The organism is Verrucosispora sioxanthis, from assembly GCF_010560025.1.
In the GTDB taxonomy this organism is placed as follows: domain Bacteria; phylum Actinomycetota; class Actinomycetes; order Mycobacteriales; family Micromonosporaceae; genus Micromonospora; species Micromonospora palythoicola.
Genome location: NZ_SAIY01000001.1, coordinates 1074526 through 1099403 on the forward strand (window position 1 = coordinate 1074526; position 24878 = coordinate 1099403).

Annotated in this window: 21 protein-coding genes and 2 pseudogenes; 10 read left to right on the top strand and 13 right to left on the bottom strand. The window is 71.9% G+C overall.

Annotated features, from left to right (window positions below):
• Positions 1 to 129 precede the first annotated feature (129 nt).
• The 6 genes from ENC19_RS05015 to ENC19_RS05040 form a co-directional block, all read right to left on the bottom strand.
• Positions 130 to 1095 carry a PLP-dependent cysteine synthase family protein gene (locus ENC19_RS05015; RefSeq protein WP_164445899.1) on the bottom strand — a complete coding sequence of 322 codons (966 nt, stop codon included), beginning with the start codon at positions 1093 to 1095 and terminating at the stop codon, positions 130 to 132.
• Positions 1096 to 1105: 10 nt separating this feature from the next.
• On the bottom strand, positions 1106 to 1465 hold the full coding sequence (locus tag ENC19_RS05020; RefSeq protein WP_164445900.1) for a MoaD family protein: 360 nt from the start codon (positions 1463 to 1465) through the stop codon (positions 1106 to 1108).
• Positions 1466 to 1531: 66 nt separating this feature from the next.
• Complete coding sequence (locus tag ENC19_RS05025) at positions 1532 to 2020, bottom strand: Mov34/MPN/PAD-1 family protein (protein WP_164445901.1); 489 nt, start codon at positions 2018 to 2020, stop codon at positions 1532 to 1534.
• Between the two features lie 54 nt (positions 2021 to 2074).
• Positions 2075 to 2569, bottom strand: coding sequence for a DUF2017 domain-containing protein (locus tag ENC19_RS05030; RefSeq protein ID WP_166458131.1), 495 nt, complete (start codon positions 2567 to 2569; stop codon positions 2075 to 2077).
• Positions 2570 to 2571: 2 nt separating this feature from the next.
• Positions 2572 to 2862 carry an ATP-dependent Clp protease adapter ClpS gene (gene clpS, locus ENC19_RS05035; RefSeq protein ID WP_093401920.1) on the bottom strand — a complete coding sequence of 97 codons (291 nt, stop codon included), beginning with the start codon at positions 2860 to 2862 and terminating at the stop codon, positions 2572 to 2574.
• A gap of 157 nt (positions 2863 to 3019) precedes the next feature.
• Positions 3020 to 4450: a P-loop NTPase family protein gene (locus tag ENC19_RS05040; protein ID WP_328824142.1), complete on the bottom strand. Its 1431-nt coding sequence runs from the start codon at positions 4448 to 4450 to the stop codon at positions 3020 to 3022.
• Between the two features lie 286 nt (positions 4451 to 4736).
• Between ENC19_RS05040 and ENC19_RS05045 the strand changes: the two genes are divergently transcribed.
• The 4 genes and pseudogenes from ENC19_RS05045 (at position 4737) to ENC19_RS05060 (ending at position 10614) form a co-directional block, all read left to right on the top strand.
• Complete coding sequence (locus ENC19_RS05045; RefSeq protein ID WP_164445904.1) at positions 4737 to 7412, top strand: LuxR C-terminal-related transcriptional regulator; 2676 nt, start codon at positions 4737 to 4739, stop codon at positions 7410 to 7412.
• A gap of 16 nt (positions 7413 to 7428) precedes the next feature.
• Entirely contained in the window at positions 7429 to 8715 is a 1287-nt protein-coding gene (locus ENC19_RS05050; protein WP_164445905.1) for a nicotinate phosphoribosyltransferase, read from the top strand.
• A gap of 14 nt (positions 8716 to 8729) precedes the next feature.
• Positions 8730 to 9311 carry an isochorismatase family protein gene (locus tag ENC19_RS05055; RefSeq protein ID WP_164445906.1) on the top strand — a complete coding sequence of 194 codons (582 nt, stop codon included), beginning with the start codon at positions 8730 to 8732 and terminating at the stop codon, positions 9309 to 9311.
• A 71-nt stretch (positions 9312 to 9382) separates the two neighbouring features.
• Positions 9383 to 10614: pseudogene (locus ENC19_RS05060) on the top strand (MFS transporter).
• Positions 10615 to 11224: 610 nt separating this feature from the next.
• Here ENC19_RS05060 and ctaD read toward each other — a convergent pair.
• Positions 11225 to 12982, bottom strand: a complete 1758-nt coding sequence (gene ctaD / locus ENC19_RS05065) for an aa3-type cytochrome oxidase subunit I (RefSeq protein WP_164445907.1) — start codon at positions 12980 to 12982, stop codon at positions 11225 to 11227.
• A 117-nt stretch (positions 12983 to 13099) separates the two neighbouring features.
• Positions 13100 to 14205: pseudogene (locus ENC19_RS05070) on the bottom strand (FAD-dependent monooxygenase).
• A 350-nt stretch (positions 14206 to 14555) separates the two neighbouring features.
• Here ENC19_RS05070 and ENC19_RS05075 point away from each other — a divergent pair.
• Positions 14556 to 15680, top strand: coding sequence for a GH12 family glycosyl hydrolase domain-containing protein (locus ENC19_RS05075; RefSeq protein WP_164445908.1), 1125 nt, complete (start codon positions 14556 to 14558; stop codon positions 15678 to 15680).
• Positions 15681 to 15808: 128 nt separating this feature from the next.
• Positions 15809 to 16357, top strand: a complete 549-nt coding sequence (locus ENC19_RS05080) for a GNAT family N-acetyltransferase (RefSeq protein ID WP_164445909.1) — start codon at positions 15809 to 15811, stop codon at positions 16355 to 16357.
• Positions 16358 to 16494: 137 nt separating this feature from the next.
• Here the strand turns inward: ENC19_RS05080 and ENC19_RS05085 are convergent, their stop codons facing one another.
• Positions 16495 to 17283, bottom strand: coding sequence for an aldo/keto reductase (locus ENC19_RS05085; RefSeq protein WP_164445910.1), 789 nt, complete (start codon positions 17281 to 17283; stop codon positions 16495 to 16497).
• Between the two features lie 98 nt (positions 17284 to 17381).
• Here ENC19_RS05085 and ENC19_RS05090 point away from each other — a divergent pair, with 98 nt between their 5' ends.
• Both ENC19_RS05090 and ENC19_RS05095 read left to right on the top strand, forming a co-directional pair.
• Complete coding sequence (locus ENC19_RS05090) at positions 17382 to 18428, top strand: DNA polymerase ligase N-terminal domain-containing protein (protein WP_164445911.1); 1047 nt, start codon at positions 17382 to 17384, stop codon at positions 18426 to 18428.
• 16 nt (positions 18429 to 18444) lie between these two features.
• Positions 18445 to 19638, top strand: coding sequence for a threonine synthase (locus ENC19_RS05095; protein ID WP_164445912.1), 1194 nt, complete (start codon positions 18445 to 18447; stop codon positions 19636 to 19638).
• Positions 19639 to 19660: 22 nt separating this feature from the next.
• Here ENC19_RS05095 and ENC19_RS05100 read toward each other — a convergent pair whose 3' ends face one another.
• From ENC19_RS05100 to ENC19_RS05115, 4 genes are all read right to left on the bottom strand, one after another.
• On the bottom strand, positions 19661 to 21457 hold the full coding sequence (locus tag ENC19_RS05100; protein WP_164445913.1) for a glycoside hydrolase family 15 protein: 1797 nt from the start codon (positions 21455 to 21457) through the stop codon (positions 19661 to 19663).
• 81 nt (positions 21458 to 21538) lie between these two features.
• Positions 21539 to 21931, bottom strand: a complete 393-nt coding sequence (locus ENC19_RS05105; RefSeq protein ID WP_164445914.1) for a cupin domain-containing protein — start codon at positions 21929 to 21931, stop codon at positions 21539 to 21541.
• A gap of 245 nt (positions 21932 to 22176) precedes the next feature.
• Entirely contained in the window at positions 22177 to 22584 is a 408-nt protein-coding gene (locus tag ENC19_RS05110) for a hypothetical protein (RefSeq protein ID WP_164445915.1), read from the bottom strand.
• Positions 22585 to 22793: 209 nt separating this feature from the next.
• The gene (locus ENC19_RS05115; protein ID WP_164445916.1) at positions 22794 to 23309 is read right to left on the bottom strand and encodes a septum formation initiator; all 516 of its coding nucleotides are present in this window, start codon (positions 23307 to 23309) and stop codon (positions 22794 to 22796) included.
• A 103-nt stretch (positions 23310 to 23412) separates the two neighbouring features.
• On the opposite strand from ENC19_RS05115, the gene ENC19_RS05120 reads away from it, so the two are divergent.
• Together ENC19_RS05120 and ENC19_RS05125 are read left to right on the top strand one after the other, a co-directional pair.
• A complete protein-coding gene (locus ENC19_RS05120; RefSeq protein ID WP_164445917.1) occupies positions 23413 to 24105 on the top strand; it encodes a response regulator transcription factor in 693 nt (230 codons plus the stop codon).
• Positions 24102 to 24878: HAMP domain-containing protein (locus ENC19_RS05125; RefSeq protein ID WP_164445918.1), on the top strand; the 777-nt coding region annotated here is incomplete at its 3' end. The genes ENC19_RS05120 and ENC19_RS05125, both read left to right, overlap by 4 nt.

Genomic DNA, 24878 nt, shown 5'->3' on the forward strand with positions numbered 1-24878 from the left:
AACGTGACACCGGTTTCGCCCGTCCGATCGACCACCCGTCACCGAAGTGGTCGGTTCGGGTGGACCGACGCGACGAGGGCCACCGGCGCGATGCCGGTGGCCCTCGTCACATGTCGATCGCGCCGCAGGTCAGGCCCAGAGCTGACCGTCCAGCGCCTCCTCCGCGTCGGCGAGCGTCCCGCCGTACGCCCCGGTGCTCAGATACTTCCAGCCGCCGTCACTGACCACGAACGCCACATCGGCCCGGCGGCCGGCCCGCGCGGCCTCGTGTGCCACCGCCAGCGCCGCGTGCAGGACCGCGCCGGTGGAGAAGCCGACGAACAACCCCTCGACCTCCACCAGCTGCCGGGTACGCAGTACCGCGTCCCGGGTGCCGACGGAGAAGCGACGGGTCAGCACGGTCGCGTCGTACAGCTCCGGGACGTATCCCTCGTCGATGTTGCGCAGCCCGTAGACCAGCTCGCCGTAGCGGGGCTCGGCGGCGATGATCTGGATGCCCTCGACCTTGTCGCGCAGGTAGCGCCCGGTGCCCATCAGGGTGCCGGTGGTGCCGAGCCCGGCCACGAAGTGGGTGATGGTCGGCAGGTCGTGCAGCAGCTCGGGCCCGGTCGTCTCGTAGTGCGCCCGGGCGTTCGCCTCGTTGCCGTACTGGAAGAGCATCACCCAGTCGGGATGCTCGGTGGCGATCTGCTTGGCCGTGGCCACCGCCTGGTTGGAACCGCCCGCCGCCGGCGAGAAGATGATCTCCGCACCGTACATCCGCAGCAGTTGCACCCGCTCGGTGGAGACGTTCTCGGGCATCACACAGACCAGGCGGTACCCCCGCAGCTTGGCCACCATGGCCAGGGAGATGCCGGTGTTACCACTGGTCGGCTCCAGGATGGTGTCGCCGGGCCGGAGGCGGCCGGCCGCCTCCGCGGCGCGGACCATGAACAGGGCGGCCCGGTCCTTGACGCTGCCGGTGGGGTTGCGGTCCTCGAGCTTCGCCCACAGCCGCACCGGCGGCGCGCCCTCGGGCACCGTGGGTGACAGTCGGGGCAGCCCCACCAGGGGCGTTCCGCCGCAGGCGTCCAGCAGGCTGTCGTACCGCGTCATCGCGGCCGCCTCAGCTCGCGGTGACGCGCGCCCGGCGCTCGGCCGGCGCGGCCCCGACGTGCTGTGCCATCGCCGCCGCCGCGGCGAAGCCGAACGCGCCACCGGCCACCGCGGGCAGGATGGTCACGCTGTCGCCGTCGTTGAGCTTGGCGTCCAGCGCGCCGAGGAAGCGCACGTCCTCGTCGTTGACGTAGACGTTGACGAAGCGGTGCAGCGCGCCGGCCTCGGTGACCAGCCGGCCACGCAGCCCGGAGTGCCGCGAGTCCAGGTCGGTGAGCAGGTCGTTCAGCGTGTCACCGCTGCCCTCGACGACCTTCGCGCCGCCGGTGTAGCTGCGCAGGATGGTGGGGATGCGAACCTCGATGGCCATGGTGTCGTACTCCTCGATCGGGTAGGTGCTCGGTGACGGGAAGGGGCGTGCGGGGGCTGAGGGTGGTCAGCGGCCCGAACACTCGTAGTCGACCGTCGCCGGGCTCTGCCCGAACATGTATGACTGCACGGCGTGTGGATCCACGCCGGCGTCGAGGATCCGCACCGGCTCCTCGGTCACCACGCCGTCCACGATGCGGAAGGAGCGGATCTCCTCCGTGTCGGGCTCGCGCGTGGAGACGAGGAGATAGTGGGCGTCGGGCTCACCGGCGAAGGAGATGTCCGTCCGTGACGGGTACGCCTCGGTGGCGGTGTGCGAGTGGTAGATGACCACCGGCTCCTCGTCCCGGTCGTCCATCTCACGCCACACCCGCAGGTGCTCCATCGAGTCGAACTCGTAGAAGGTCATCGACCGGGCGGCGTTCTCCATGGGGATGTGCCGGGTCGGCGTGTCACTGCCGACGGGACCGGCGACCACACCGCAGGCCTCGTCGGGGTGATCCCGACGGGCGTGGGCGACGATCGCGTCGACGATCGACCGGTCGATGCTCAGCACGCCGCCAAGGGTAGCGCCCGACTACGGCCGACCGCGAGGCGGCGCCGGTCACAGTCAGTCGATCAAGGCGTTGAGCAGGGACTCCTGGAGGTACCCGAGATACGCGTAGACCGAAAGCTGGAACACTCGGCTGGAACTCGGATCGTCGGCGACCGCGTCGTCGAGCTCCGCACCCAGGTCCGTCCCGTCCTTGATCTCCAGCCGTACGCCCATCGCCAGCCGGGCGTCGTTGAGCGCCCGCAACCACGCCTCGGCCGCCTCGGCGTCCAGGCGTACCTCCCCGCCGCTGTCGCCGGGCAGGGCGGCCAGGATCGCACCAGCCTGATCGATCTTCGCGGTCTTCAGGTCACCTTCGGTGTACCGGCGGAACTCCGCGGTGCCCGTCGCGTCTTCCGGGTAGACCTCCGGAAACAGCCGGCAGACAACCGGGTCGGAGTGGTCGAAACCGTCGGTGAGCAGGCCGACCACCTCGGAGGCGACCTTACGGAGCACACGCACCTCGTCCACCGCGAAGGTGGCGGTGTACCGGTCGCCCCGGCGGCGGAACATGCTCACGACCGGTCCACCGTCGCCCAGAGACCGTACGCGTGCAGCTGGGAGGCGTCGTGCTCCATGCGTTCCCGGGCCCCGCTGGAGACCACCGCCTTGCCCTTGTGGTGCACGTCCAGCATGAGCTGCTCGGCCTTCTCCCGGCTGTACCCGAAAAGCTTCTGGAACACCCAGGTCACGTAGGTCATCAGGTTGACCGGGTCGTCCCACACGATCGTCACCCACGGTCGGTCGGCTGCCGGCACCTCATCGGTGTCCGGGGTCTCGACCGGTGCAACCTGCGGAGCCGCCATGCCCCCCATCGTGCCACCGGATCCGGGGAATCGAGGAACCGGAACGCCGGACCAGCCCGGATCACCACCCACGGCCGCGCCCTCGCCCCGGTTCACCCCGTCCCGGGCGTGCGCGGATCCCCCGCCGGCGCCGCCGGCAGGGTGGACGGCAGCCCGGTCAGGCGAGCAGGAGGCCGTGTTCGGCAGCATCGGACAGCACCGCGCCGAGCGAGAGCCGGACCGCCTCGAAGCGGCGGGCGACCTCCCGGGACAGCTCCAACTCGATCTCCCGCAACGCCCGCTGCGCCCAGGCCCGCGCCGCGCTCGGGTCGTTGTTGCCGGGCGAACGCCAGTGCTGCCAGCAGCCTCCGGACAGCGCCACGGCCACCGGTGGGAGCACCGCCGTACGGGGCGACGAGGGATAGGCGGACAGCATGTCGACCGCCGCCGGACCGGTGAGCGACGCCACGCCCGCCGTACTTGTGACGAGCCACGCCCGCTCCAGTTCCTGCCCGGCGGGGTCGTCGACCAGACCCCAGCGGACCGCCTTGTCGATGCGCCGGCGAGTCGCCTCGGGCAGGGGTGCGCCGAAGAGCCGGCCGGCGGCGTCATCGACGAGTTCGCCGACTCGGTGGTCGCACTGCGCGGTGGCCAGCAGCGACAGCGCCGCCATCTCCTGGTCGAGGAGGTGCGGCAGGCCGGCGCAGCCGACGCCGAAGACGATCTGCTGCACCAGGCGCAGGTGCATGTTGGCCAGCTCCAGGGCAAGGTGCTGGCGGATGCGCCGGGCCGCCGTGCGGACCTGCCGGTCGAGTTGTTCCGACCATTCGCCCGGCTCGGCGAGCACCGGGACCCGGCCGCGCTCACCGGGCAACTCGGGCGGCTCCAGACTGCCCCGCCGTAGTTCCTCGGCGGAGGCCCAGTCCACAAGTGCCCGCCGCAGGTCGGCCTCGCCGCCGGTGACCAGCGGAAACCAGCGGGCGTCGGCCAGTCCGGGCACGGCGGCGAGCAGCGCGGCCCGGTGCGCCTCGACGGTGACCGTGACCGGGTCGACCGTCGGGCCGCCGGACTCCCCCGACTCCCGCATCGCCGCCGTACCCTCGCCGGCCGCCCAGCCGGCGGCGCCCGGCGTGACCGCGAAGAAGACCCGCACCGGTGTCCCGGCGAGGTCGGACAGCAGATTCAGCTCGGTGGCGCCGAACGACTGATCCGCCGCGATCACGAACAGCAGCGCCCCGGCCCGCCCCACCGCGTCGAGCAGGACACCGCAACCGGCCGTACCCAGCGTGGCGATGTCCGGCGTGTCGACCACCACGAAACGTCTCACCAGCGGCTGGGGCAGGCTCAACTCGACCCGGCGCGGCGGCCGGGCCAGCGCCGGACCCACCGCCGGCAGCTGGGGCCGGTAGGCGTGCGGCGTACGGTAGCCGGGCACGTAGGCGGCCCGGGTGGGTTCGGCGCTGTGCCGGATCACCAGCCAGCCGCCGCTCGGCACGGCGAGCAGTCCGGAGTCGAGTTCCAGCAACGCGGCGAGTACTCCGGTGCGCCCGGCGTCGGCGGGCCCGGCCGCGACCACCGCGACCGGCTCCCGGGCGTCGGTGCTGGACACGCCGAGTCGCTCCGGAAAGGGCCGACGGCCAGGCCGCCCCGCCGGGTCGTCGGGCGTGCCGAGATGGTGGAGCGGGCCCGGCTTCATCAGGCGTCGGCCTCCGAGGCAGGGCGACCGGCGAGCCGGCCGCAGTGAGCATCCGGTGTCGACACTCGGATTCCGGAAGGGTACGGGGGCGAGCGTCGGGAACGGGACAATTGCGATACTCACCGGTAACTCTACAACTACTCAAGTTCCCCCTCGCGCGCTGCCGTACCGGCCACAGTTCCGTCGATATGCTGCGCGAATGAGTCGGTGGAGCTTCGTGGGCCGGGCTGAGCAACTCGACCGTCTCCGGATGGCGGTGGCCGGCGTCCGAGGCCGGGGAATCCTCTTCACCGGCCGTGCCGGCATCGGCAAGAGCCGGCTGTTGCACGAGGGTGTCGACGCGTTGCCCGGCGACAAGTACGCGGTCTGGCGGATCGCGGCCAGCGCCACCACCTCCGCGATGGCCTTCGGAGGCCTGGTCCAGGTGCTGCCGGAGCAGCCGCAGGGCCTGTCACCGGCCGGCATCCTGCGCTGGGCCGTCGACGTGTTGCAGCAGCAGGCCGCCGGCCGGCGGATCGTCCTCGCGGTCGACGACGCGCACCTGCTCGATCCACCGTCGGCCGCGCTGGTGCACCTGGTGGCCCGGGCGGAGAACGCCTCCGTGGTCGGCACCCTGCGCGACGGTGAGCAGATCCCACTGCCGATTCGGGCACTGTGGACAGATGGTCTGGTGGAGCGGGCGGAGCTGGGCCCGCTGCCGCCGGACGAGACCGCCGCGATGCTGACCGCCATCGTCGGCGGTCAGGTTGACAGCGGCTCCACCGACCGCCTGGGTCGGCTCAGCGCCGGCAACCCGCTGCTGCTGCGCGAGCTGGTGCACGCGGCAACCAACAGCGGTGAACTCGTCGAGCGGTACGGCGTCTGGACCTGGACGGGCCGGCTGGAGCTGGCACCCAGCCTGACCGAGCTGATCGACATCCGGATCGGCCAGCTCACCCCCGGGGTACGGGCGGTGGTCGAGCTGGTCGCGTTCGGCGAGCCGCTCGGCCTGCGGCTGCTGCACCAGGCCGTGGAACAGCACGACGTGGAGTACGCCGAGGAACGCGGCCTCATCACCATGGTGGAGTCCGACCGGCGCCTCGACGTCCGCCTGGCGCACCCGCTCTACGGCGAGGTGGTACGCCGACAGTGTCCGGTGAGCCGGACCCGCCGGTTGCAGGCGCACCTGGCGGACCTGCTGGAGAAGGTCGGCAAGCGGCGGCGGGAGGATCTGCTGCGGGTGGCGAGATGGCGGCTGGCCTCCGGCACCGCGCAGGACCCGGCGATGCTGATCGCCGCGGCCGGTGAGGCGTTCGCTCGTTACGACGTCCCCCTGGCGACCCGGCTGGCCCGCGCGGCGCTCGACGCCGGTGGTGGGTTCGACGCGGCCGAGCTGCTGGCGACCATTCTGATGTTCGCCGACCGGCCGGCCGAGGCGCTCGGCGTGCTCGACGCCGTCGCGACCGACACGGGCCAGGAGGAACGGCGCAGTCGGTGGCTCACCGTACGCGGCATGGTCAGCTACTGGGGGCTGAGCCAGGCGTCCACCGTCGAGGAGATCGCCGCCGAGGGCACCAAACTGACCGACGCCGCCGCCCAGGCCCGGGTCCGCGCCTTCGAGGCGATCATGCGGCTGCACCGGCTGGACGCGCCGGCCGCGCTCCGGCTCGCGCAGGGCGTGCTGGACCGCCCGGCGGCCAGTGTCGCCGCCCGCGAGCTGGCCCGCTGCACGATCGCACACCTTCAGGCCGTGCAGGGGCAGCTGTGCCGCAGCGCCTCGGCGGTGGACCTGGTGCAGGCGAAGGTGGCCAGCTGGCGGGCCGACATGCCGTACCTGCAACTGGCGGTGGAGCTGGCCCGAGGCACCCGGCTGGCCCTCTCCGGCGATCTCGCCGGCATCGACGCGCTGGTGGCCGACGAGTTCGCCGACCTCGCCGACGCGGGTGACTTCCGGCTCGGCACCGGCTACCTGGCGATCCTGCGGGCGTACGCGGCACGGCTGCGCGGACGCAGCGACACCGCGTTGCAGGCCGCGCTCAGCGCCTGCGCGGTCCTGGCGACCAGCCGGGTCTACGCGGGACTGGCCCAGTCGGAGCGAGCCCAGGCCGCCGCGCTGCGGGGCGACGCCCGGCAGGCCGCCGAGGCGATGGCCGAGGCCGACCGCCTGCAGTCGCCGACCATGGTGGTGCTGTACCCGTGGCTGGAGCAGGCCCGGGCGGCGACGCTGGCCGCCGGCGGTGAGCCCGCCACCGCGGTGAAACGGCTGCACGACCTGGTGGACCGGCTGCGTGCGGACGGCTTCGCCGGGCACGAGGCCCTGGTGCTGCACGATCTGGTGCGGCTGGGGCAGGCCGCAGCGCAGACCGGTCCGAGATGTTCCGACGGGGGTCGCCGCACCGTGGCGCAGCGGTTGACCGAGCTGTCCGAGCAGGTCGACGGGGAGTTGCCACCGCTGCTTGCCCGGCATGCTCGGGCGTCGGCCGACGGCCTGCCGGAGGGGTTGCTCGGTGCCGCCGACGGCTTCGCGGAGCGGGGCCTCGACTTGCTTGCCGCCGAGGCCGTAGCGGAGGCCGTGCACCTGCTGCGGCAGCGTCGCTCGCCCGAGGTCGGACACGCCCGGCAACGGCTCGGCGCGCTACTCGCCGGATGTGACATGGTGCACACTCCGGCGCTCCAGGCGGCCACCCCGACGTTGACCGACCGGGAGTGGCAGGTGGCGCGGCTCGCGGCGGTCGGCGGCACCAGCCGCGCCATCGCCGAGCAGCTCTTTCTCTCCGCCCGCACGGTGGAGAACCACCTGCAACGGGTGTACACCAAGCTCGGGGTGACCAGCCGGGCGGAGCTGCGGTTGGCACTCGGCACGATCCCAGGGCACGACGGCACGACGGCGGTGTGAACCCTAGTCTGAGGGGGTGCACACCCTTCGTCCCGCGCTGCTGACCGACCACTACGAGCTGACCATGGTCAGTGCCGCCCTGCGGGACGGCACGGCCGACCGTCGGTGCGTGTTCGAGGTGTTCAGCCGTCGGCTCCCCGCCGGCCGACGGTACGGCGTGGTCGCCGGCACCGCACGACTCGTCGAGCTGATCCGTGCGTTCCGCTTCGATCCGGCCGAGATCGAGTTCCTGCGCCGTACCGGCGTGGTGGACGAGCCGGGTGCCGAGTGGCTGTCGCGGTACCGGTTCACCGGCGAGATCGACGGGTACGCCGAGGGTGAGCTCTTCTTTCCGGGCTCGCCGATCCTGACCGTCTCCGGCAGCTTCGCCGAGTGCGTGGTGCTGGAGACGCTCGTCCTGTCGGTGCTCAACCACGACTGCGCGGTGGCTGCCGCGGCGGCACGGATGGTCACCGCCGCCCGGGGCCGGGCGCTGATCGAGATGGGCTCGCGGCGGGCGCACGAGGAGGCGGCGGTCGCGGCGGCCCGGGCGGCCTATCTGGCCGGCTTCCGCTTCACCTCCAACCTGGCCGCTGGCCAGCGCTACGGCATCCCCACCGCCGGCACCGCCGCGCACGCCTTCACCCTGCTGCACGACGACGAGCGGACCGCGTTCGCTTCCCAGGTCGCCACGCTGGGCAAGGACACCACGCTGCTGGTCGACACGTACGACATCAGCCAGGGCATCCGGAACGCCATCGAGGTGGCCGGGCCGGAGCTGCGGGCGGTCCGCATCGATTCCGGCGACCTGGCCGTCATCGCCCAGCAGTCGCGGCAGCTGCTCGACTCCCTCGGCGCCACCGAAACGAAGATCATCGTCTCGGGTGACCTCGACGAGTACGCCATCGCGGCGTTGGCCGCCGAGCCGGTGGACATGTACGGCGCCGGCACCGCCGTGGTGACCGGCTCCGGCGCGCCCACCGCCGGGCTGGTCTACAAGTTGGTCGAGGTCGAGGGCCGTCCGGTGGTCAAACGGTCCGAGCAGAAGGCGACCATCGGCGGGCGCAAGGTCGCCGTCCGCCGGCACAAGCCGACCGGGACCGCCACCGAGGAGATCGTCGTACCCCAGGGGGTGCCGGATCACCGCCCCAACGACCGGCTGCTGCAACGGTCGTACGTCGTCGACGGCGAGCCGATGGCCCTGCCGACGCTCGACGAGTCGCGGGAGCACCTGCGGCAGTGCCTGATCTCGATCCCGTGGGAGGGCCTCAAGCTCTCCGCGGGCGATCCGGCCATCCCGGTCACCGTGGTACCCGCCGAGTGAGAGGAGTGGAGTCGGTGAGCAACGCGTTGATCATCGTGGACGTGCAGAAGGACTTCTGCGAGGGCGGCTCGCTGGCCGTGGCCGGCGGAGCGGGAGTCGCGGCCGGGATTTCCCGGTTGCTGGCCGCCGAGCCGGACCGCTGGGATCACGTCGTCGCGACGAAGGACTACCACATCGACCCCGGCACGCACTTCGCCGACTCGCCGGACTACGTGAGCACCTGGCCCCGGCACTGCGTGGTCGGCACCCCCGGCTCCGAGTTCCACCCGGAACTGGCCACCGACCGGATCGAGGCGATCTTCCACAAGGGCGAGTACGCCGCCGCGTACTCCGGGTTCGAGGGGCACGCCGACGACGGTGAGGGGCTGGCCGACTGGCTGCGGCAACGCGGCGTGGCGCGGGTGGACGTGGTCGGCATCGCCACCGACCACTGCGTGCGGGCCACCGCGCTGGACGCCGCCCGGGAGGGCTTCGCCACCACCGTGCTGCTGGACCTGACGGCGGCGGTCGCGCCGGACACCACCGACGTGGCGTTGCGCGCGTTCGATGGGGCCGGGATCACCACATTCGGTGCCCCTGTGATTGAAGCCGCATGAGCCGTTAAATCGCTGGCAGCTGTCGCGCCGGCGGTCGAGGATGTCCGGCGGAGGTACGCACCGACGTGAACATGAAGCCTTACCGGGAGGCACTCGCCCTGCCCGGTCTGCGGTCGCTGCTGCTCGTCGCGGTGCTGGCCCGGGTCCCGCTGACCGCCACCGGCGTCACGCTGACGTTCTACGTCGTCCAGGACCTGGGGCGCGGCTACGGTGCGGCCGGTCTGGTCGGTGCGGCGATCACCGTCGGTGCCGCGGTTGGCGGCCCGCTGCTCGGCCGCCTGGTGGACCGTCGTGGCCTGCGGCCCGTGCTGGTTCTCACCGCCGTGGCCGAGGCCGCCTTCTGGTCGACCGCACCGGTGCTGTCGTACTACCTGCTGCTGCCGGCGGCGTTCCTGGCCGGCCTGTTGGCGCTGCCGATCTTCTCGGTGATCCGTCAGTCCGTCGCCGCGCTGGTACCGCCGGAGAAGCGCCGGCCGGCGTACGCCCTGGACTCGATGTCGGTCGAGCTGTCGTTCATGATCGGTCCGGCCCTGGCCACGGTGGGTGTCACCACCATCTCCGCCCGCCTCACGCTCTACCTCGTCGGTGCCGGCATCGTCGCCGCCGGGGTGGTGCTGTGGCTGCTCAATCCGCCGGTACGCAGCGCGGCCGAGGCGTCGACCGGCCCGCAGCCACGGGTGGCACGGCGGCAGTGGCTCACCTCGCGCCTGGTCGCCGTGTTCGCGGTCAGCGCCGCGGCGACCCTGGTGCTGGGTGGCACCGACGTGGCCGTCATCGCGGTGCTGCGGGAAAGTGGCGACGCCGGCTTCACCGGCGCGGTGCTCTCGGTCTGGGCGGTGGCGTCACTGCTGGGCGGGTTCGCCTACGGCGCGGTCCGCCGCTCGTTCTCGCCGGTGGCACTGATGGGCCTGTTGAGCCTCTGCACCATCCCCGTCGGCCTGGGCGGTGCCCACTGGTGGCTGCTCTGCCTGGCGTTGATCCCGGCGGGAGCGCTCTGCGCGCCGACCATCGCGGCGACCTCCGACACCGTCAGCCGGCTCGCCCCGGCCGGCGTCCGCGGTGAGGCGATGGGCCTGCACGGCTCGGCGGTCACCGTCGGCATCGCGGTGGGTGCCCCGCTGGCCGGCGCGGTCATCGACGCCTCGGCACCGCTGTGGGGTTCGCGGTCACCGGCGCCATCGGCGCCCTGGTGGCCCTCGCGGTGCTGCCGATCGAGCTGCACCACCGCCGCGCCGACCTCGCGGCCACCACCCGGCCCGGCGACGAGCACTCCGCGACCGAGCTCACCCCGACCGCCTCCTGACCCACCCCGCGACACCAAGCGCTCCCGCGCCTCACCCCACCCCCACTGCGCTTCCCGTTCCTGTGCTTCCCACCCTGCCCTTCCCGCCCCACCTCGCCCCGCCGCGCTGCCCACCCCCGGCTTGGCACGCCGGGTCGGAGCCGCGACCGGGGCCAACGCCGCCGACTCGACCCGACGTTGCGTAACCGCCCACGCCACCCCACCCCCACCCACCTGCTCCCTTTGCTCTGCTTCAACCCACGCAACGAATTACGCACCGTGGCGCCCCGGCCGACTCGCCTCCGTCGGGCCGCCGCAATCCAGCAGCTCAACCGCTATTGCGTGGGTTGAAGCAGAGCAAAGGATGCGAGGGTGACAGGTACGGCCCGGCCGTAGCCATCACGCAGAGTGAAGCTCCGCGCCGAGGCTGCTCGTCACAGAAAGCGACACCCGGCGCGGCGGTAGTGGTGGGGGTGAGGTCGCGGACCTGGCGCCGAGCACCAGCCACGGCAGCCGGGCAGCGGGCGGGCGGTGCTGTCCCCGCGAGAAGCCCTCGGCCCCAGCACCGGGAAGTACGAGACGGGCGCCGACCCCGGCGCGGGGATCGGCGCCCGTCGTGCGACGCGGTGGGTCAGCGACGGTCGGTGTCGCTGGCGACGTCCTCGGTGTAGCTGGCGCCTCCGTCGGACTCGCTGGTCAGCGGCTTGGAACCGCCCTCGGGCGGACCAGCCAGGGTCTGTCCGGCAGCCAGCTCGGGGAACTTGTGGTCGAAGGCCGGCCGCTCCGAGCGGATCCGCGGCATCCGGTCGAAGTTACGCAGCGGCGGCGGCGAGCTGGTCGCCCATTCGAGCGAGTTGCCGTGACCCCAGGGGTCGTCGACCTCGACCACCGGACCCGCCTTGTACGACTTCCAGCAGTTGTAGATGAACGGCAACGTCGAGATACCGGTGATGAACGCGCCGATCGTGGAGATCATGTTCAGCGTGGTGAAGCCGTCTTCGGGCAGGTAGTCGGCGTACCGCCGGGGCATGCCCTCGCTGCCCAACCAGTGCTGGATCAGGAACGTGGTGTGGAAGCCGATCATGGTGAGCCAGAAGTGAATCTTGGCGAGTCGCTCGTCGAGCATCCGACCGAACATCTTCGGGAACCAGAAGTAGATCCCGGCGAAGACCGCGAAGACGATCGTGCCGAAGAGCACGTAGTGGAAGTGCGCCACCACGAAGTAGGAGTCGTGCAGGTGGAAGTCCAGCGGCGGGGCGGCCAGCAGCACGCCGGTCAGACCACCGAAGAGGAAGGTGACCAGGAAGCCGAGGGAGAACAGCATCGGCGACTCGAAGCTGAGCTGCCCCCGCCACATGGTGCCGATCCAGTTGAAGAACTTCATGCCGGTCGGTACGGCGATCAGGTAGCTCAGGAAGCTGAAGAACGGCAGCAGCACCTGACCGGTGGCGAACATGTGGTGTGCCCAGACGCTCATCGACAGGCCGGCGATGGCGATGGTGGCGGCGACCAGGCCCTTGTAACCGAAGATCGGCTTACGGGAGAAGACCGGGATGATCTCGCTGATGATGCCGAAGAACGGCAGCGCGATGATGTAGACCTCGGGGTGGCCGAAGAACCAGAACAGGTGCTGCCACAGCATCGGCCCACCGGTCTCCGGGCTGTACACGTGCGCACCCAGCAACCGGTCGGCGGCCAGTGCGAACAGCGCGGCGGCCAGCAGCGGGAAGACCAGGATCACCAGGAGGCTGGTGACCAGCATGTTCCAGGTGAAGATCGGCATCCGGAACATGGTCATGCCCGGCGCGCGCAGGGTCAGGATCGTGGTGATCAGGTTGACCGCGCCGAGGATCGTGCCCAGACCGGAGATGGCCAGACCGACCACCCACATGTTGGCGCCGACGCCCGGAGCGTGCTCGCTCGTGCTCAGCGGGGTGTAGGCGGTCCAGCCGAAGTCCGCCGCGCCCCCCGGGGTGAGGAAGCCGGCGGTGGCCATGGTGCCGCCGAACAGGTACAGCCAGTAGGCGAAGCTGTTCAGTCGCGGGAAGGAGACGTCGGGAGCGCCGATCTGGATCGGCACCACGTAGTTGCCGAACGCGAAGACGATGGGCGTCGCGAAGAACAGCAGCATGATCGTGCCGTGCATCGTGAACAGCTGGTTGTACTGCTCAGGCGACAGGAACTGCAGCCCGGGCCGGGCCAGCTCGGCCCGCATGATCAGGGCCATCAGGCCACCGATCATGAAGAACACGAACGCGGTGACCATGTACATGATCCCGATCTGCTTCGCGTCCGTGGTCCGCAGCAGCCGCGCGATGGCCGACCCCTTGACCGGCTCCCGTACCGGCCAGGGCCGGGTCACGACCGGCTTGGGTGCGACGGTGGTCACGAGTGGCCTCCGGTTCTGGGTTGTCCCGCTCGGCACGCGCTCACTCGGCGGGCCGTCATCCGCAAGGAGGATAGTCCCCGGCAGGTGACAGCACCGCGTGGGGTCGCCCGAGGGTGATCACAGCGGGCCGAGAAGCAGCCGGTAATGCTCCCCGAAGATGCGGTCGCCGCGTCCGCGTAGCAGCGGGTCGCGGAGCGCCGGCGGCACGTCGCGGGTGCGGTTGCGGTCCCGGGTCCGGTCCTGCACCCATCGGGTACGCGGCCGACGACGACTCTCGTACGCGGTGAGCGCCGCCTCGACGCTGCCCGCCGCGCGCAGTGACTCGGCGAGCACCACCGCGTCCTCCAGGGCCATCGCGGCCCCCTGGGACAGGGTCGGCGCGGTGGCGTGGGCGGCGTCGCCGACCAGCAGCACCCGGCCCCGGTACCAGCGCCCGAGCTCGACCTCGTCGGTGGTGGTCGCGTACACCCCGTCGAGCGCGGCGAGCACCTCCGGCACCGGTCCGCCGTACTCGCCGAACAGGTCGCGCAGCCGGGCCAGCGGGTCGTCCGGCAGGTCGGTGCCGGCTTCGTCGGCGTAACAGTGCAGCCGGCCGGCGCCGATCGGCACCACGAGAAAGCCGCAGCGGCGACCGAGCAGGGCCGTCCACTCGTCGACCGGCGGACCGTCCCGGACGACGCCGCGGTAGACCACCTGCCCGGCCGGGCGGGTGGGCCGCCGAGCGCGGCCAGCGCCCGGATCGAGGAACGCGGCCCGTCGGCACCGATCACCAGGTCGTACTCGGTCTGGGTGCCGTCGACGAAGGTGACGCCGACGGCGGCCGGCAGCAGCTCGATGGTGCGTACCTCCGCGCCGTGCCGGACCGCGCCGCCGGCACCGCTGAGCAGCACCCGGTGCAGGTCGGATCGGGCCAGCGCGCGGCACTCGCCGACCCCGGCCCAGAGTGCGTCGAGGTCGACCTCGCACAGCGGCGCACCGGTCGAGTCGAGGAACCGCTGCCGGTGGATGACCTTCCCGTACGGGCGGACGGGGTCGTCGAGGTCCAGCCGGCGCAGCGCGCGGGCCGCGTTGCCGGGCAGGTACAGGCCGGCGTCGGTGAGGTCGTGCGGCGGCGCCTTGTCGGTGAGGTCCGGCCGAAAGCCCGCCAGGCGCAGCGCCCGGGCCACGGCCAGCCCGGCGATGCCCGCGCCGACGACGAGGATGCGCAGGGGGGAGCCACGCATGGGGGTGTACGCCTCCGGAGGGGGTTCGGCACGCGTTGAAGGCAAGAGACTACTCGGCGCAATCGGTACACACCAGAGGCAACCGGCTCACCTCCGGCACCCCTCGGCAGCAGCGGATCCACCCGTCGGCACTGGTCACCAGCCAGCCGGAGTCGGCGGATGTCCGATCGTGCGCCCACGACACACGTCGCAATTGACGCCAATCGCCCCCAGCGGTTGCGCCTAATGTTTCAAGGATGTAAATGTGACGATGAGCATGGGAGCGCTCCCGAGATCGTCGGGGCGCGTTGCCGAACGCTCCGTCCGCATCCGTCCCGGCGTCCGGGCGACGCCGCAGCGCTAGGAGCATCATGAGACGTACCATGCGGGCCATCGTGGCCGTCGGGCTGGCCGCCGCCGGCTCGATCGTCGCCGTGGCCCTCGGCGGAACCGCCTCCGCCGACACCCAGATCTGCGAGCAGTACGGCTCGACCGTGATCCAGAACCGGTACGTGGTGCAGAACAACCGCTGGGGCACCACCGCCCAGCAGTGCATCAACGTCACGAACAACGGCTTCGAGATCATCACCCAGAACGGCAGCAGCCCGACCAACGGCGCTCCGACGGCGTACCCGTCGGTCTTCTTCGGCTGCCACTACACCAACTGCTCCCCCGGCACCAACCTGCCGATCCAGGTCAGCCAGATCAGCAGCGCGACCAGCAGCATCAACTACCGGTACGTGAGCAACGGCATCTACAACGCCTCGTACGACATCTGGCTCGACCCGTCGCCGAAGCGCGACGGCGTGAACCAGATGGAGATCATGATCTGGTTCAACCGGCAGGGCCCCATCCAGCCCATCGGCTCCCCGGTCGGCAACGCCAACATCGACGGTCGGAACTGGGAGGTCTGGCGGGGCAGCAACGGCTCCAACAACGTCATCTCGTACGTCGCCCCGTCGGCGATCAGCAGTGCGAACCTGAACCTGCTGGCGTTCATCAACGACACCCGCAACCGGGGCGCGATCACCAACTCCTGGTACCTGACCAGCATCCAGGCCGGCTTCGAGCCCTGGCAGGGCGGAGTCGGGCTGGCCGTGACGAACTTCTCGGCCGCGGTCAACGGCGGCGGCAACAACAACCCGCCGCCCACCACCACCCCGCCGCCCTCCGGCAGCGGCGCCTGCGCGGTCAAGTACACGGCCAACGCGTGGAACAACGGCTTCACCGCCGACGTGCAGATCACCAACACCGGGTCGAGCACGATCAACGGCTGGACGCTGGCCTACTCGCTGCCGTCCGGGCAGCAGGTGACCAACTCCTGGAACGCCACGGTGAGCCAGAGCGGTTCGTCGGTGACCGCCCGCAACGTCGGTCACAACGGCACGATCTCACCCGGCGGCACGGCCAGCTTCGGCTACCAGGGCACGCTGAGCGGGTCGTACGCCAACCCGACGAGCTTCACCCTCAACGGCACCGCCTGTTCGCGCTCCTGACGAGCGAGGGCCGGGGTGCGGCGGACGCCGCACCCCGGCACCGAACAGGGCCGACTGACGTCCACCGACCGGTGGCCTCACCCGGGGTTGCCCAGTGGTGTCGGGAGATCGCAGACTTGGCAGCCACCATGACGGGGGGCCGAGCTGACGTGGACGTACGCCTGGAAGGTGACGGGGTGGTCCTGCGCCAGTGGTCCGAGCAGGATCTCGACCAACTGGTCGCGCTCTTCGACGATGCCGAGATGGCGTACCGCCTGCCGGTGGCGACCCCGTTCGACCTGGCTGCCGCCGAGGCGTACCTGAACTCCGCCCGGCGTGCCCAGCAGGCCGGCGACCGGGTCTATCTCGCCGTCACCAGCGGCGACGACCTGGCCCGTGGCGAGGTGATGCTCAACCTGGTCACCGGCACCATCGGCTACGCGATCGGCCCGGCCTATCGCGGTCAACGCCTGGCCAGCCGCGCTCTCCGGCTGTTGACCGGGTACGCCCACCGGGTGGTCGGTCTGCCGACGGTGTATCTGGAGATCGAGCCGGACAACACCGGCAGCGTGGCCGTTGCCCGGTCCGGCGGTTACCGGCCGACCGGCGACGAACCGGTTTTCGTCGAGGACAAGGGCCGCCGCTACGCACTCCACCGCTGGTTGCACATCGACCCCACGCCGCCCGCCGGCACCTGACGACGAGCGGGCGACCGGTACCGCTCACGGATTGCGGCAACTCGGGCTCTCCGCGCTGCGGGAGAGCCCGAGTTTCCGCATGTCGCGGCGGCTCCGCCTCGCGGCGGCGTCCGCAGCGGGCGCCGTCTGGCCCCGGGTCAGGAGTTGCCGAGGGCGTCGATGTCGCGCATCTCCTCGGCGGTCAGCGAGAAGCCGAAGATGTCCGCGTTGGCGCGGATCCGCTCCGGCGTCACCGACTTGGGGATCGCCACGATCTCGTGGTCGAGGTGCCAGCGCAGCACCACCTGGGCCGGCGAGACGTTGTGCGCCCCGGCGATCCGGGTCAGCACCGGGTCGGACAGGTCGGTGGTCTTGAACGGGCTGTAGCCCTCCAGCACCACTCCCCGGTCCCGGTGCTCGGTGTGCCGCTGCCGGTCGTACAACCGGGGACCCCACTTGATCTGGTTGACCGCCGGGTTCTCCTCGGTCGCCTGGATCAGCGCGTCGATCTGGGCGGTGCTGTAGTTGCTGACTCCGACCGCCCGGGCCAGGTTCGCGTCGCGGGCGGCGAGCATCTCCCGCCAGACCGGGATCAGGGCACCGGAGTCGTTCGGGGGCCAGTGCACCAGCCACAGGTCGACGTAGTCGACGCCGAGTGCGCGCAGGCTCTCCTCGATGGTCTCCCGTTCCCGGCCGACCCGCTCGGGTGGGAGCTTGGTGGTGATGAAGACATCCTCCCGGCGCAGCCCGCTCTCCCGGATCGCCCGGCCGACCTCCTCCTCGTTGCCGTACATGGTGGCGGTGTCGATGTGCCGGTAACCGGCGTCGAGCGCGGCGAGTACGGCCTTGTAGCCCTCCTCGCCGGTCGCCTGCCAGGTGCCGAAGCCGAGCAGCGGGATCCGAACGTCACCGGGGAGAACTGCGGTGGGGTGGTCACTGTGGTCCATGTCGACCGTTCTACCCCCGATGACGCTCGGCATGCCCGAGATCGGGCGCGTCGACCCGCTACCGGGCGCGTCGGCGCTATGTGCCGGAGAATCGGTACGTGGCTGACCGGCTGGAGGAGTACCGGCGCAAGCGGGACGCCGCGCGTACCCCCGAGCCGGTGCCGGCCGAGCGTCCCCGGCGAGCGCGGGACGGCGGCCGGGCTCGGTTCGTCATTCAGCAGCACCACGCCCGCAGCCTGCACTGGGACCTGCGGCTGGAGCGCGACGGGGTGCTCGTCTCCTGGGCGGTGCCGCGCGGCCTGCCCCGCGATCCGGGGCGCAACCACCTGGCCGTGCACACCGAGGACCACCCCATGGAGTATCTCGACTTCTCCGGTGAGATCCCGGCCGGTGAGTACGGCGGCGGCCGGATGCTCATCCACGACCAGGGCACCTACCGCTGCGAGAAGTGGCAGGACCGCGAGGTGGTGGTCGAGCTGCGGGGTACGCGGACCACCGGGCGGTACGTGCTGTTCGCCACCGGCGGCCGCGACGGCCGGGACTGGATGGTGCGCCGCACCGATCCGCCGCCGCCGGGCTGGACCGCCATGCCCGACCTGGTCGCGCCGATGCGTCCCACCCCGGCCGGCCGGCTGCCCACCGATCAGGCCGCCTGGGGGTACGAGCTGCGGTGGGACGGGGTACGCGCGGTCGCGTACGTCTCCGGCGGGCGGTTGCGGCTGCTCTCCGACAGCGGTGCGGAGATCACCGGCGAGTATCCGTGGTTGCGGTCGATGGCCGAGGCCCTGGCGCCGACGGAGGTCGTGCTGGACGGCGTGCTGGTCCGCATCGACCGCGCCGGACAGGTCCGGCCGGCGCGGGGTGGGCGCAGCAGCACCGATGCCCAGTACCTGCTCGTCGACCTGCTCTGGTTGGAGGGGGTGAGCAGCCTGGAGTTGCCGTACCCGCAGCGCCGCGAGTTGCTCGACTCGCTGGCGCTGGCCGGGCCGCACTGGCAGACTCCGCCGTGGTTTCCCGGCGCCGGTGCGGAGACCATGCGCGCGGCGCGCGACCAGGGCCTGCCCGGGGTGGTGGCGAAGCGGCTGGACTCCGGCTACGAGCCGGGCCGCCGCAGCCGCGCGTGGCGCAGCGTGGACGCGGGTTGAGACGGCGAGGAGCGGCGTGTATCTGACCCACCTTGAGTGCCCGCGCTGCGGCCGGGAGCACGACGCCGCCGTACCGCAGAATCTCTGCGAGTGCGGCTCGCCGCTGCTGGCGCGCTACGACCTCGCGGCGGCGGCACGGGCGATCGAGCCGGAGCGGTTCGGGTTGCGCGCGGCCGACCTGTGGCGTTACCGGGAGTTGCTGCCGGTCGCCGACCCACGGAACGTCACCACCCTCGGCGAGGGATGGACACCGATGCTGCGCGCACCGGCGTACGGCGCGGACATCGGCGTCGACGACCTGCTGGTCAAGGACGAGGGGCTGACCCCGACCGGCTCGTTCAAGGCGCGCGGTGCCGCCGTCGGCGTCAGTCGGGCCCGCGAGCTGGGCATCCGGCGGATCGCCATGCCGACCAACGGCAACGCGGGCGCGGCGTGGGCCACCTACGCGACCCGGGCGGGGCTGGGCGCCACCATCGTGATGCCGCTGTCCGCACCGACCATCTGCCGCCGGGAGTGCGTGGCCGCCGGTGCCGACCTGCGCCTGGTCGACGGGCTGATCGGCGACGCCGGGCGCCAGGTGGCCGCGCTCGTCGCGGCTGCCGAGGGCACCGTCTTCGACGCCGGTACGCTGCGCGAGCCGTACCGTCTCGAAGGCAAGAAGACGATGGGGTACGAGATCGTCGAGCAGCTGAGCTGGCAGGTGCCCGACGTCATCATCTATCCGACCGGCGGCGGCGTGGGGCTGATCGGCATCCACAAGGCGCTCGGCGAGCTGCGGGAGCTGGGCTGGGTCGAGGACAAACTGCCCCGGCTGGTGGCGGTGCAGGCCACCGGCTGTGCGCCGATCGTACGGGCGTTCGCCGCCGGGGACGACCGGGCGCAGCCGTGGGAGGACGCTCACACCGTGGCGTTCGGCATCACCGTTCCGGCGCCGTTGGGCGACGAGCTGATCCTCGCCGCGCTGCGGGCCACCGCCGGCACCGCGATCGCGGTGGAGGACGCCGAGATCCTGACCGATCTGCGCGACTTCGCCGCCCGCGAGGGGCTGCTGCTCTGCCCCGAGGGTGCCGCCTGTCTGACGGCCGCGCGCCGGCTGCGGGCCGGCGGCTGGATCCGGGCGGGTGAACGCGTCGTCGTGCTCAACACCGGTGCCGGGGTGAAGTACCCGGAGACGATCGACGTCTCCGGCGTACCGGTGCTGCCACGCTGACACGCGACGGCGCGCCTCACAGTCAGTCGAGGATGGGGTCGGTCAGCCGCCACGCGGCGTTCACCTGACCGATGTGGGACAGCGCCTGCGGCGTGTTGCCCAGGTGTGCCCCGGTGACCGGGTCGATCTGCTCGCTGAACAACCCGACGTCGTTGGCGTGCCCGCTCACCCGCTCGAACAGCCGGGCCGCCCGCTCCCGTTCGCCCGCCAGCACCAGGCACTCGACCAGCCAGAACGAGCAGAGCACGAAGCCCGCCGGGTCGCCTTCCCAGCGGTGGACCAGTCCGTCGGCACCGCCGAGTTCCCGCTCGATCGCCTCGATGGTCGCCCGCATCCGTGGATCGGTGGCCGGCAGGAAGCCCACCACCGGCAGGTACAGGGCCGCCGCGTCCAGTTCCGGCGACCCGAGGGCACCGGTGAAGGCGCCGCGACGCTCGTCGAAGCCGTCCCGCAGGACCGTGGCCCGGATCTCGTCCCGGATGCCGGCCCAGCGCCGCACGTCCGCCCGCTCGCCGAGTTGGGGGGCCAACCGCACGGCCCGGTCCATCGCCACCCAGCAGAGCGCCTTCGACGACAGGTAGTGCCGCTCCCGGTCGCGCTGTTCCCAGATACCCCGGTCGGGCAGTCGCCAGGTCGCCGCCACCTGTTCGGTGAGACCGAACACCATGTCACGCAGGTCCACGGGTAGCTGGTCGCCGAGGTAGTCGTGCAACCGCCACACCGCCGAGATGACCTCGCCCGGCACGTCGAGCTGCCGCTGCCGCCAGGCGTCGTTGCCGATACGCACCGGTCCGGTCCCGGCGTACCCGGCCAGGTGGGGACAGACGTGCTCGGAGACGTCACGTTCCCCTTGCAGACCGAACAGCACGGGCACCGGATCGGAGCCGACCCGACCGATCGAGCGCGCCGCCCATTCGAACAGACGGGACGACTCGGTCGGGCAGGCCGCCACCCAGAGGGCCCGCATGGTCATCGCGAAGTCCCGCAGCCAGCAAAAGCGGTAGTCGTAGTTGCGGTCGCCGCCGATGCGTTCCGGCAGGGAGGTGGTCGCCGCCGCGGCGACCGCGCCGCTGCGGGCGTATGTGAGACCGGTGAGGACTGTGGCGCTGTGCCGCACCACCTCGGGATAACGCCCCTGGTACTGGTGGCTCTCGCGGAACGCCTCCCAGGCCAGCACGGTGTCCGTCAGCGCGCGGACCGGGTCCAGCCGGGCCGGTTCCGCGCCGTACGCCGGCGCGTAGGCCAGATCGAAGCCGAGCACCTGCCCCTCGTCGACGGTGAAGGTCTGCCGGACCCGGTCGTGCTCGACGCGCAGGGGCAACCCCGTGCAGCGCAGTACCAGCGCCATCGAGCCGGCCACGCTCGCCACCGCGCCGTCCGGCAGTTCCCGCAGGTACGGGGTGAGCAGGCCGTACTCCGGTCGCGGCCGGTAGTCCAGGGACATCGTCACCCGGCCGGAGAGCCCCTCGACGACGCGCAGCAGCACGGCCGGCGAGCGCATGCCGATCTCGTGGGCGCGGGCACCCTCCTCGGCGGCGAGGGCGTCGGTGACCGCGACGCTGCCCTCCGCGGTGTGGTGCACGGTACGCAGGACCAGGGTGTTCGGCTGGTACGAGCGCTGCACCCGATGCCCGGTGTGTCCCACGGCCACCGGTGCCAGTCGCCAGTGGCCACCGTTCGGGTCGAGCAGCCGCGCGAAGACCGACGGCGAGTCGAACCGGTGCGGGCACCACCAGTCGATCGAACCGGCCCGGCTGACCAGCGCCCCCGATCGGCAGTCGGAGAGGTATCCGTAGTCGGAGATCGCCGGCTGCTCCATGCGCTCGGCGTACCCGGAATTCCTGGGCTCATCCGGCCCGAAGAGGTCCGCCGGCCCGGGTGAGCCGGGCCGGCGGGACGGTCAGGAGGTCGGCGGCTCGTCCTCGCCCGCCGCCTCCGCGGCGTCGGCCTCCTCCTTGGTGTGGTGCACGGCCTGGTCGGCGTGCTCCGGCGGCCCGTAGACGGTGTACAGCACCAGCGGGTTCGGGCCGGTGTTGACGAAGTTGTGCCGGGTGCCGGCCGGTACGACCACCAGGTCGCCCTGCACCACCGCACGCTTCTCACCGGCCACCTGCGCCTCGCCGGTGCCGCTGACGAAGGTCAGGATCTGGTCGATGTCCTCATGGACCTCCTCACCGATCTCGCCGCCCGGCGGGATCGTCATGATCACCAGCTGGGTGTGCTTCCCGGTCCACAGCACGCGCCGGAAGTCCGGGCTCTTCTCGGCGACGGTCGCGATAGTGAAGTGCTCCATGTCCCGACACATACCCCATCCGGGGCCGCGCCACGCCGCACTTCGCAGATGGCGGAATTGACCGCCGCCCCGGGGTTTGGACCGATGCCGATCGGGGATCGACACGACGACCGGTTCGACCGGTCATGCCAGGTCCCCGCTGACGTACCGCCGTACGGCTGCGGCGGTGGGAGACGGCCGAGCGCGGCGCGGTTTCGACCCTCGGGTCAACGGCGCCGCGCGCTCGTCTGCGCCTGCGGTGGTGCTCAGGAGAGCACGGCCAGGTGAAAGGGACGGTCGGCGGCCGTCCCGGCACCGTCGAAGGTGGTCACGAAGACGGCGTTCGGAATGCCGGTACGCCCGGCAACCGCGATCTGACCGGCGGGGGCCAGCCCGGAGCTACCCGTGAGGCCGACGGTGCCGACCAGGCTGGCACCGGTGACGTCCTGGTCGAACACCACCTGGTACATCCCTGTCCGCAACCGGTTGGCCGCCGCCGCCCCCAGCCCGCGGACCAGGAGACCATCGGCGCTGACCACGGCGAACAGCACCCTCGCGGTCAGTGGCATGCCGGCGCCGGCGCAGGTGGTGTGTTCGGCCTCGGCGTGGGCCGTGGCCTCGTCCCCCGGTACCGGCTGGGGAACCCCTCCGCTCCTGGCTCTCGCGCTGGACATCGGACTCCTTCCCCGGCCCGGTCGAGCGGCCCTGGCATGTTGAGTTGGTTGCGGCGACTAAAGGAGGATCAGCGCCGATCAGCCCCCTTTGTGCCTCGAACGTATGTCGCGTTCCCGGCCGGTAGCCAGGCGATCGGCTGTCCGATCAAGGACACTCGACATATCGATCATGGACTTGACCTGCGGCGACGTCCGAGTGTGCGGGTGGCTCAGTCGTCGACATCGAGCGTGGGCACCCCGCCCACGCACCGCACCGAAAGTTCGTACTCGCCGCTCGGGCCGACGAACGTCACGTCCGCGTCGTCGTCCGGGCCACGATCGACGTCGTCGACCCGGTAGCCCGGTCGCGCGCTCCAGGAGACCAGGTAGACCCCGTCGGGCCGGCACTCGGCCACCGCGCTGCCGCCCAGCGTCGAGAAGCCGCGCCGGTCGCCCGAATCCGCGCTCGGGTCGGCCGGCGGCACCGGGTTGGACGGCGACCCGCCCGGGCCGGAGCCGGTGGTGGTGCTGCCAGGGGCCGGAGCGCCGGTCGGCACGCTGCCGGGCGGATCGGTACCCGGTGCCGGCTCGGCGAGCGCGCGGGCGATCTCCTCCTGGCTGCGGACCCCACCGGGCGTCCCGGTGAGGCTCTCACCGACCAACCGGATCGCGGCGAGCCCGATCAGGGTGGCGACGACCGCGGTGGCCAGCCATCCGGCCACGGCGAGCAAGGTTCGACGGCCCATCACCCGACTATCCCCGATCGGCGGTTGGGGTGACCTTCGGGCAACGCTAAGGGAGGGTTAACGACGCCGGCCGGTGACGATCGCCGGGGATACCCTGCCTGCTGTGGCCCGCCTGCTGCTGATCGAGGACGACCTGACCATCCGTGCCCCGCTGGTGCGGGCGCTGCGCGAGCGGGGACACGCCGTGGCCGCCACCTCCACCGCGATGACCGGGCTGCGCGACGCCCTCGACGACCGTCCCGATCTGGTCGTGCTCGACCTCGGGCTGCCCGACCTGGACGGCCGTGAGCTGCTGCGGATGCTGCGGGCCGTCAGCGCCGTACCGGTCATCGTGGCCACCGCCCGCGACGACGAGCGGGAGATCGTCCGGGTGCTCGACGCGGGTGCCGACGACTACGTAGTCAAACCCTTCACCGCCGCCCAACTCGACGCGCGGGTACGCGCGGTGCTCCGCCGCGGACCCGGCGGGCAGCCGGAGGATCCGACGGTGGTGGTCGGCGGTCTGCGGATCGACCCCCGCTCCCGGCAGGTCGACCTCGACGGCGAACCGGTCGAGTTGACCCCGCGCGAGTTCGACCTGTTGCGACATCTGGCCACCCGGGTCGGTGAGGTGGTGACCAAACGGGAGCTGCTGACCGAGGTGTGGCAGATCCCGTACGGCGGGGCGGACAAGACCGTCGACGTGCACCTGTCCTGGCTGCGCCGCAAGCTCGGCGAGAGCGCCCAGCGTCCGCGCTACCTGCACACCGTACGCGGGGTCGGGGTGCGCCTGGTCACCCCCGAGGTCGACGGGTGAGGGCCCGCCTGGCACTGCTGGTCGCCGCGGTGAGCGTCCTCATCGTGATCGCCTTCCTGGTGCCGCTGGCGTTGCTGCTGCGTACCGCCGCCGAGGACCGGGCGACGGTGCGGGCCACCGCCGACGCACAGAGCCTCGCTCCCGTGGTGGGCACCGCCGACCCGGAGACCGTGCGGCTGACCGTCGAACAGCTCGCCGCCGAATCGGCCCGGCCGGTCAGCGTGTTCCTGCCGGACGGCACGGTGCTGGGCTCGTCCGCCACCCGCACCCCGGCGGTGGAGCTGGCCGGGCGGGGGCAGAGCCTCACCGCCGAGACGGCCGACGGCCGGGAGGTGGTCATCGCGGTGCAGGGCCGCGCGGACGGCACCACCGTGATCCGCACCGTGGTGCCACGGGCGGAGATGACCGCCGGGGTGGGACGTGCCTGGTTGGTGCTCGCCCTGCTCGGCACGCTGCTGGTGCTGATCGCCCTGGCCGTCGCCGACCGCCTGGCCCGCACGCTGGTCCGCCCGATCGGCGAGCTGTCGGCGGTCTCGCACCGGCTGGCCAACGCCGAACTGGACGCGCGAGTGGAGCCGTCCGGGCCGGCGGAGCTGCGCGAGGTGGGCGGCGCGCTCAACCATCTCGCCGGCCGGATCCAGGAGTTGCTGGTGCAGGAGCGGGAACAGGTTGCCGACCTGTCGCACCGGCTACGTACGCCGCTGACCGCCCTGCGCCTGGAGGCCGAGTCGCTGCGCGACCCGCAGGACGCCGCCCGGGTGATCGACGCCGTG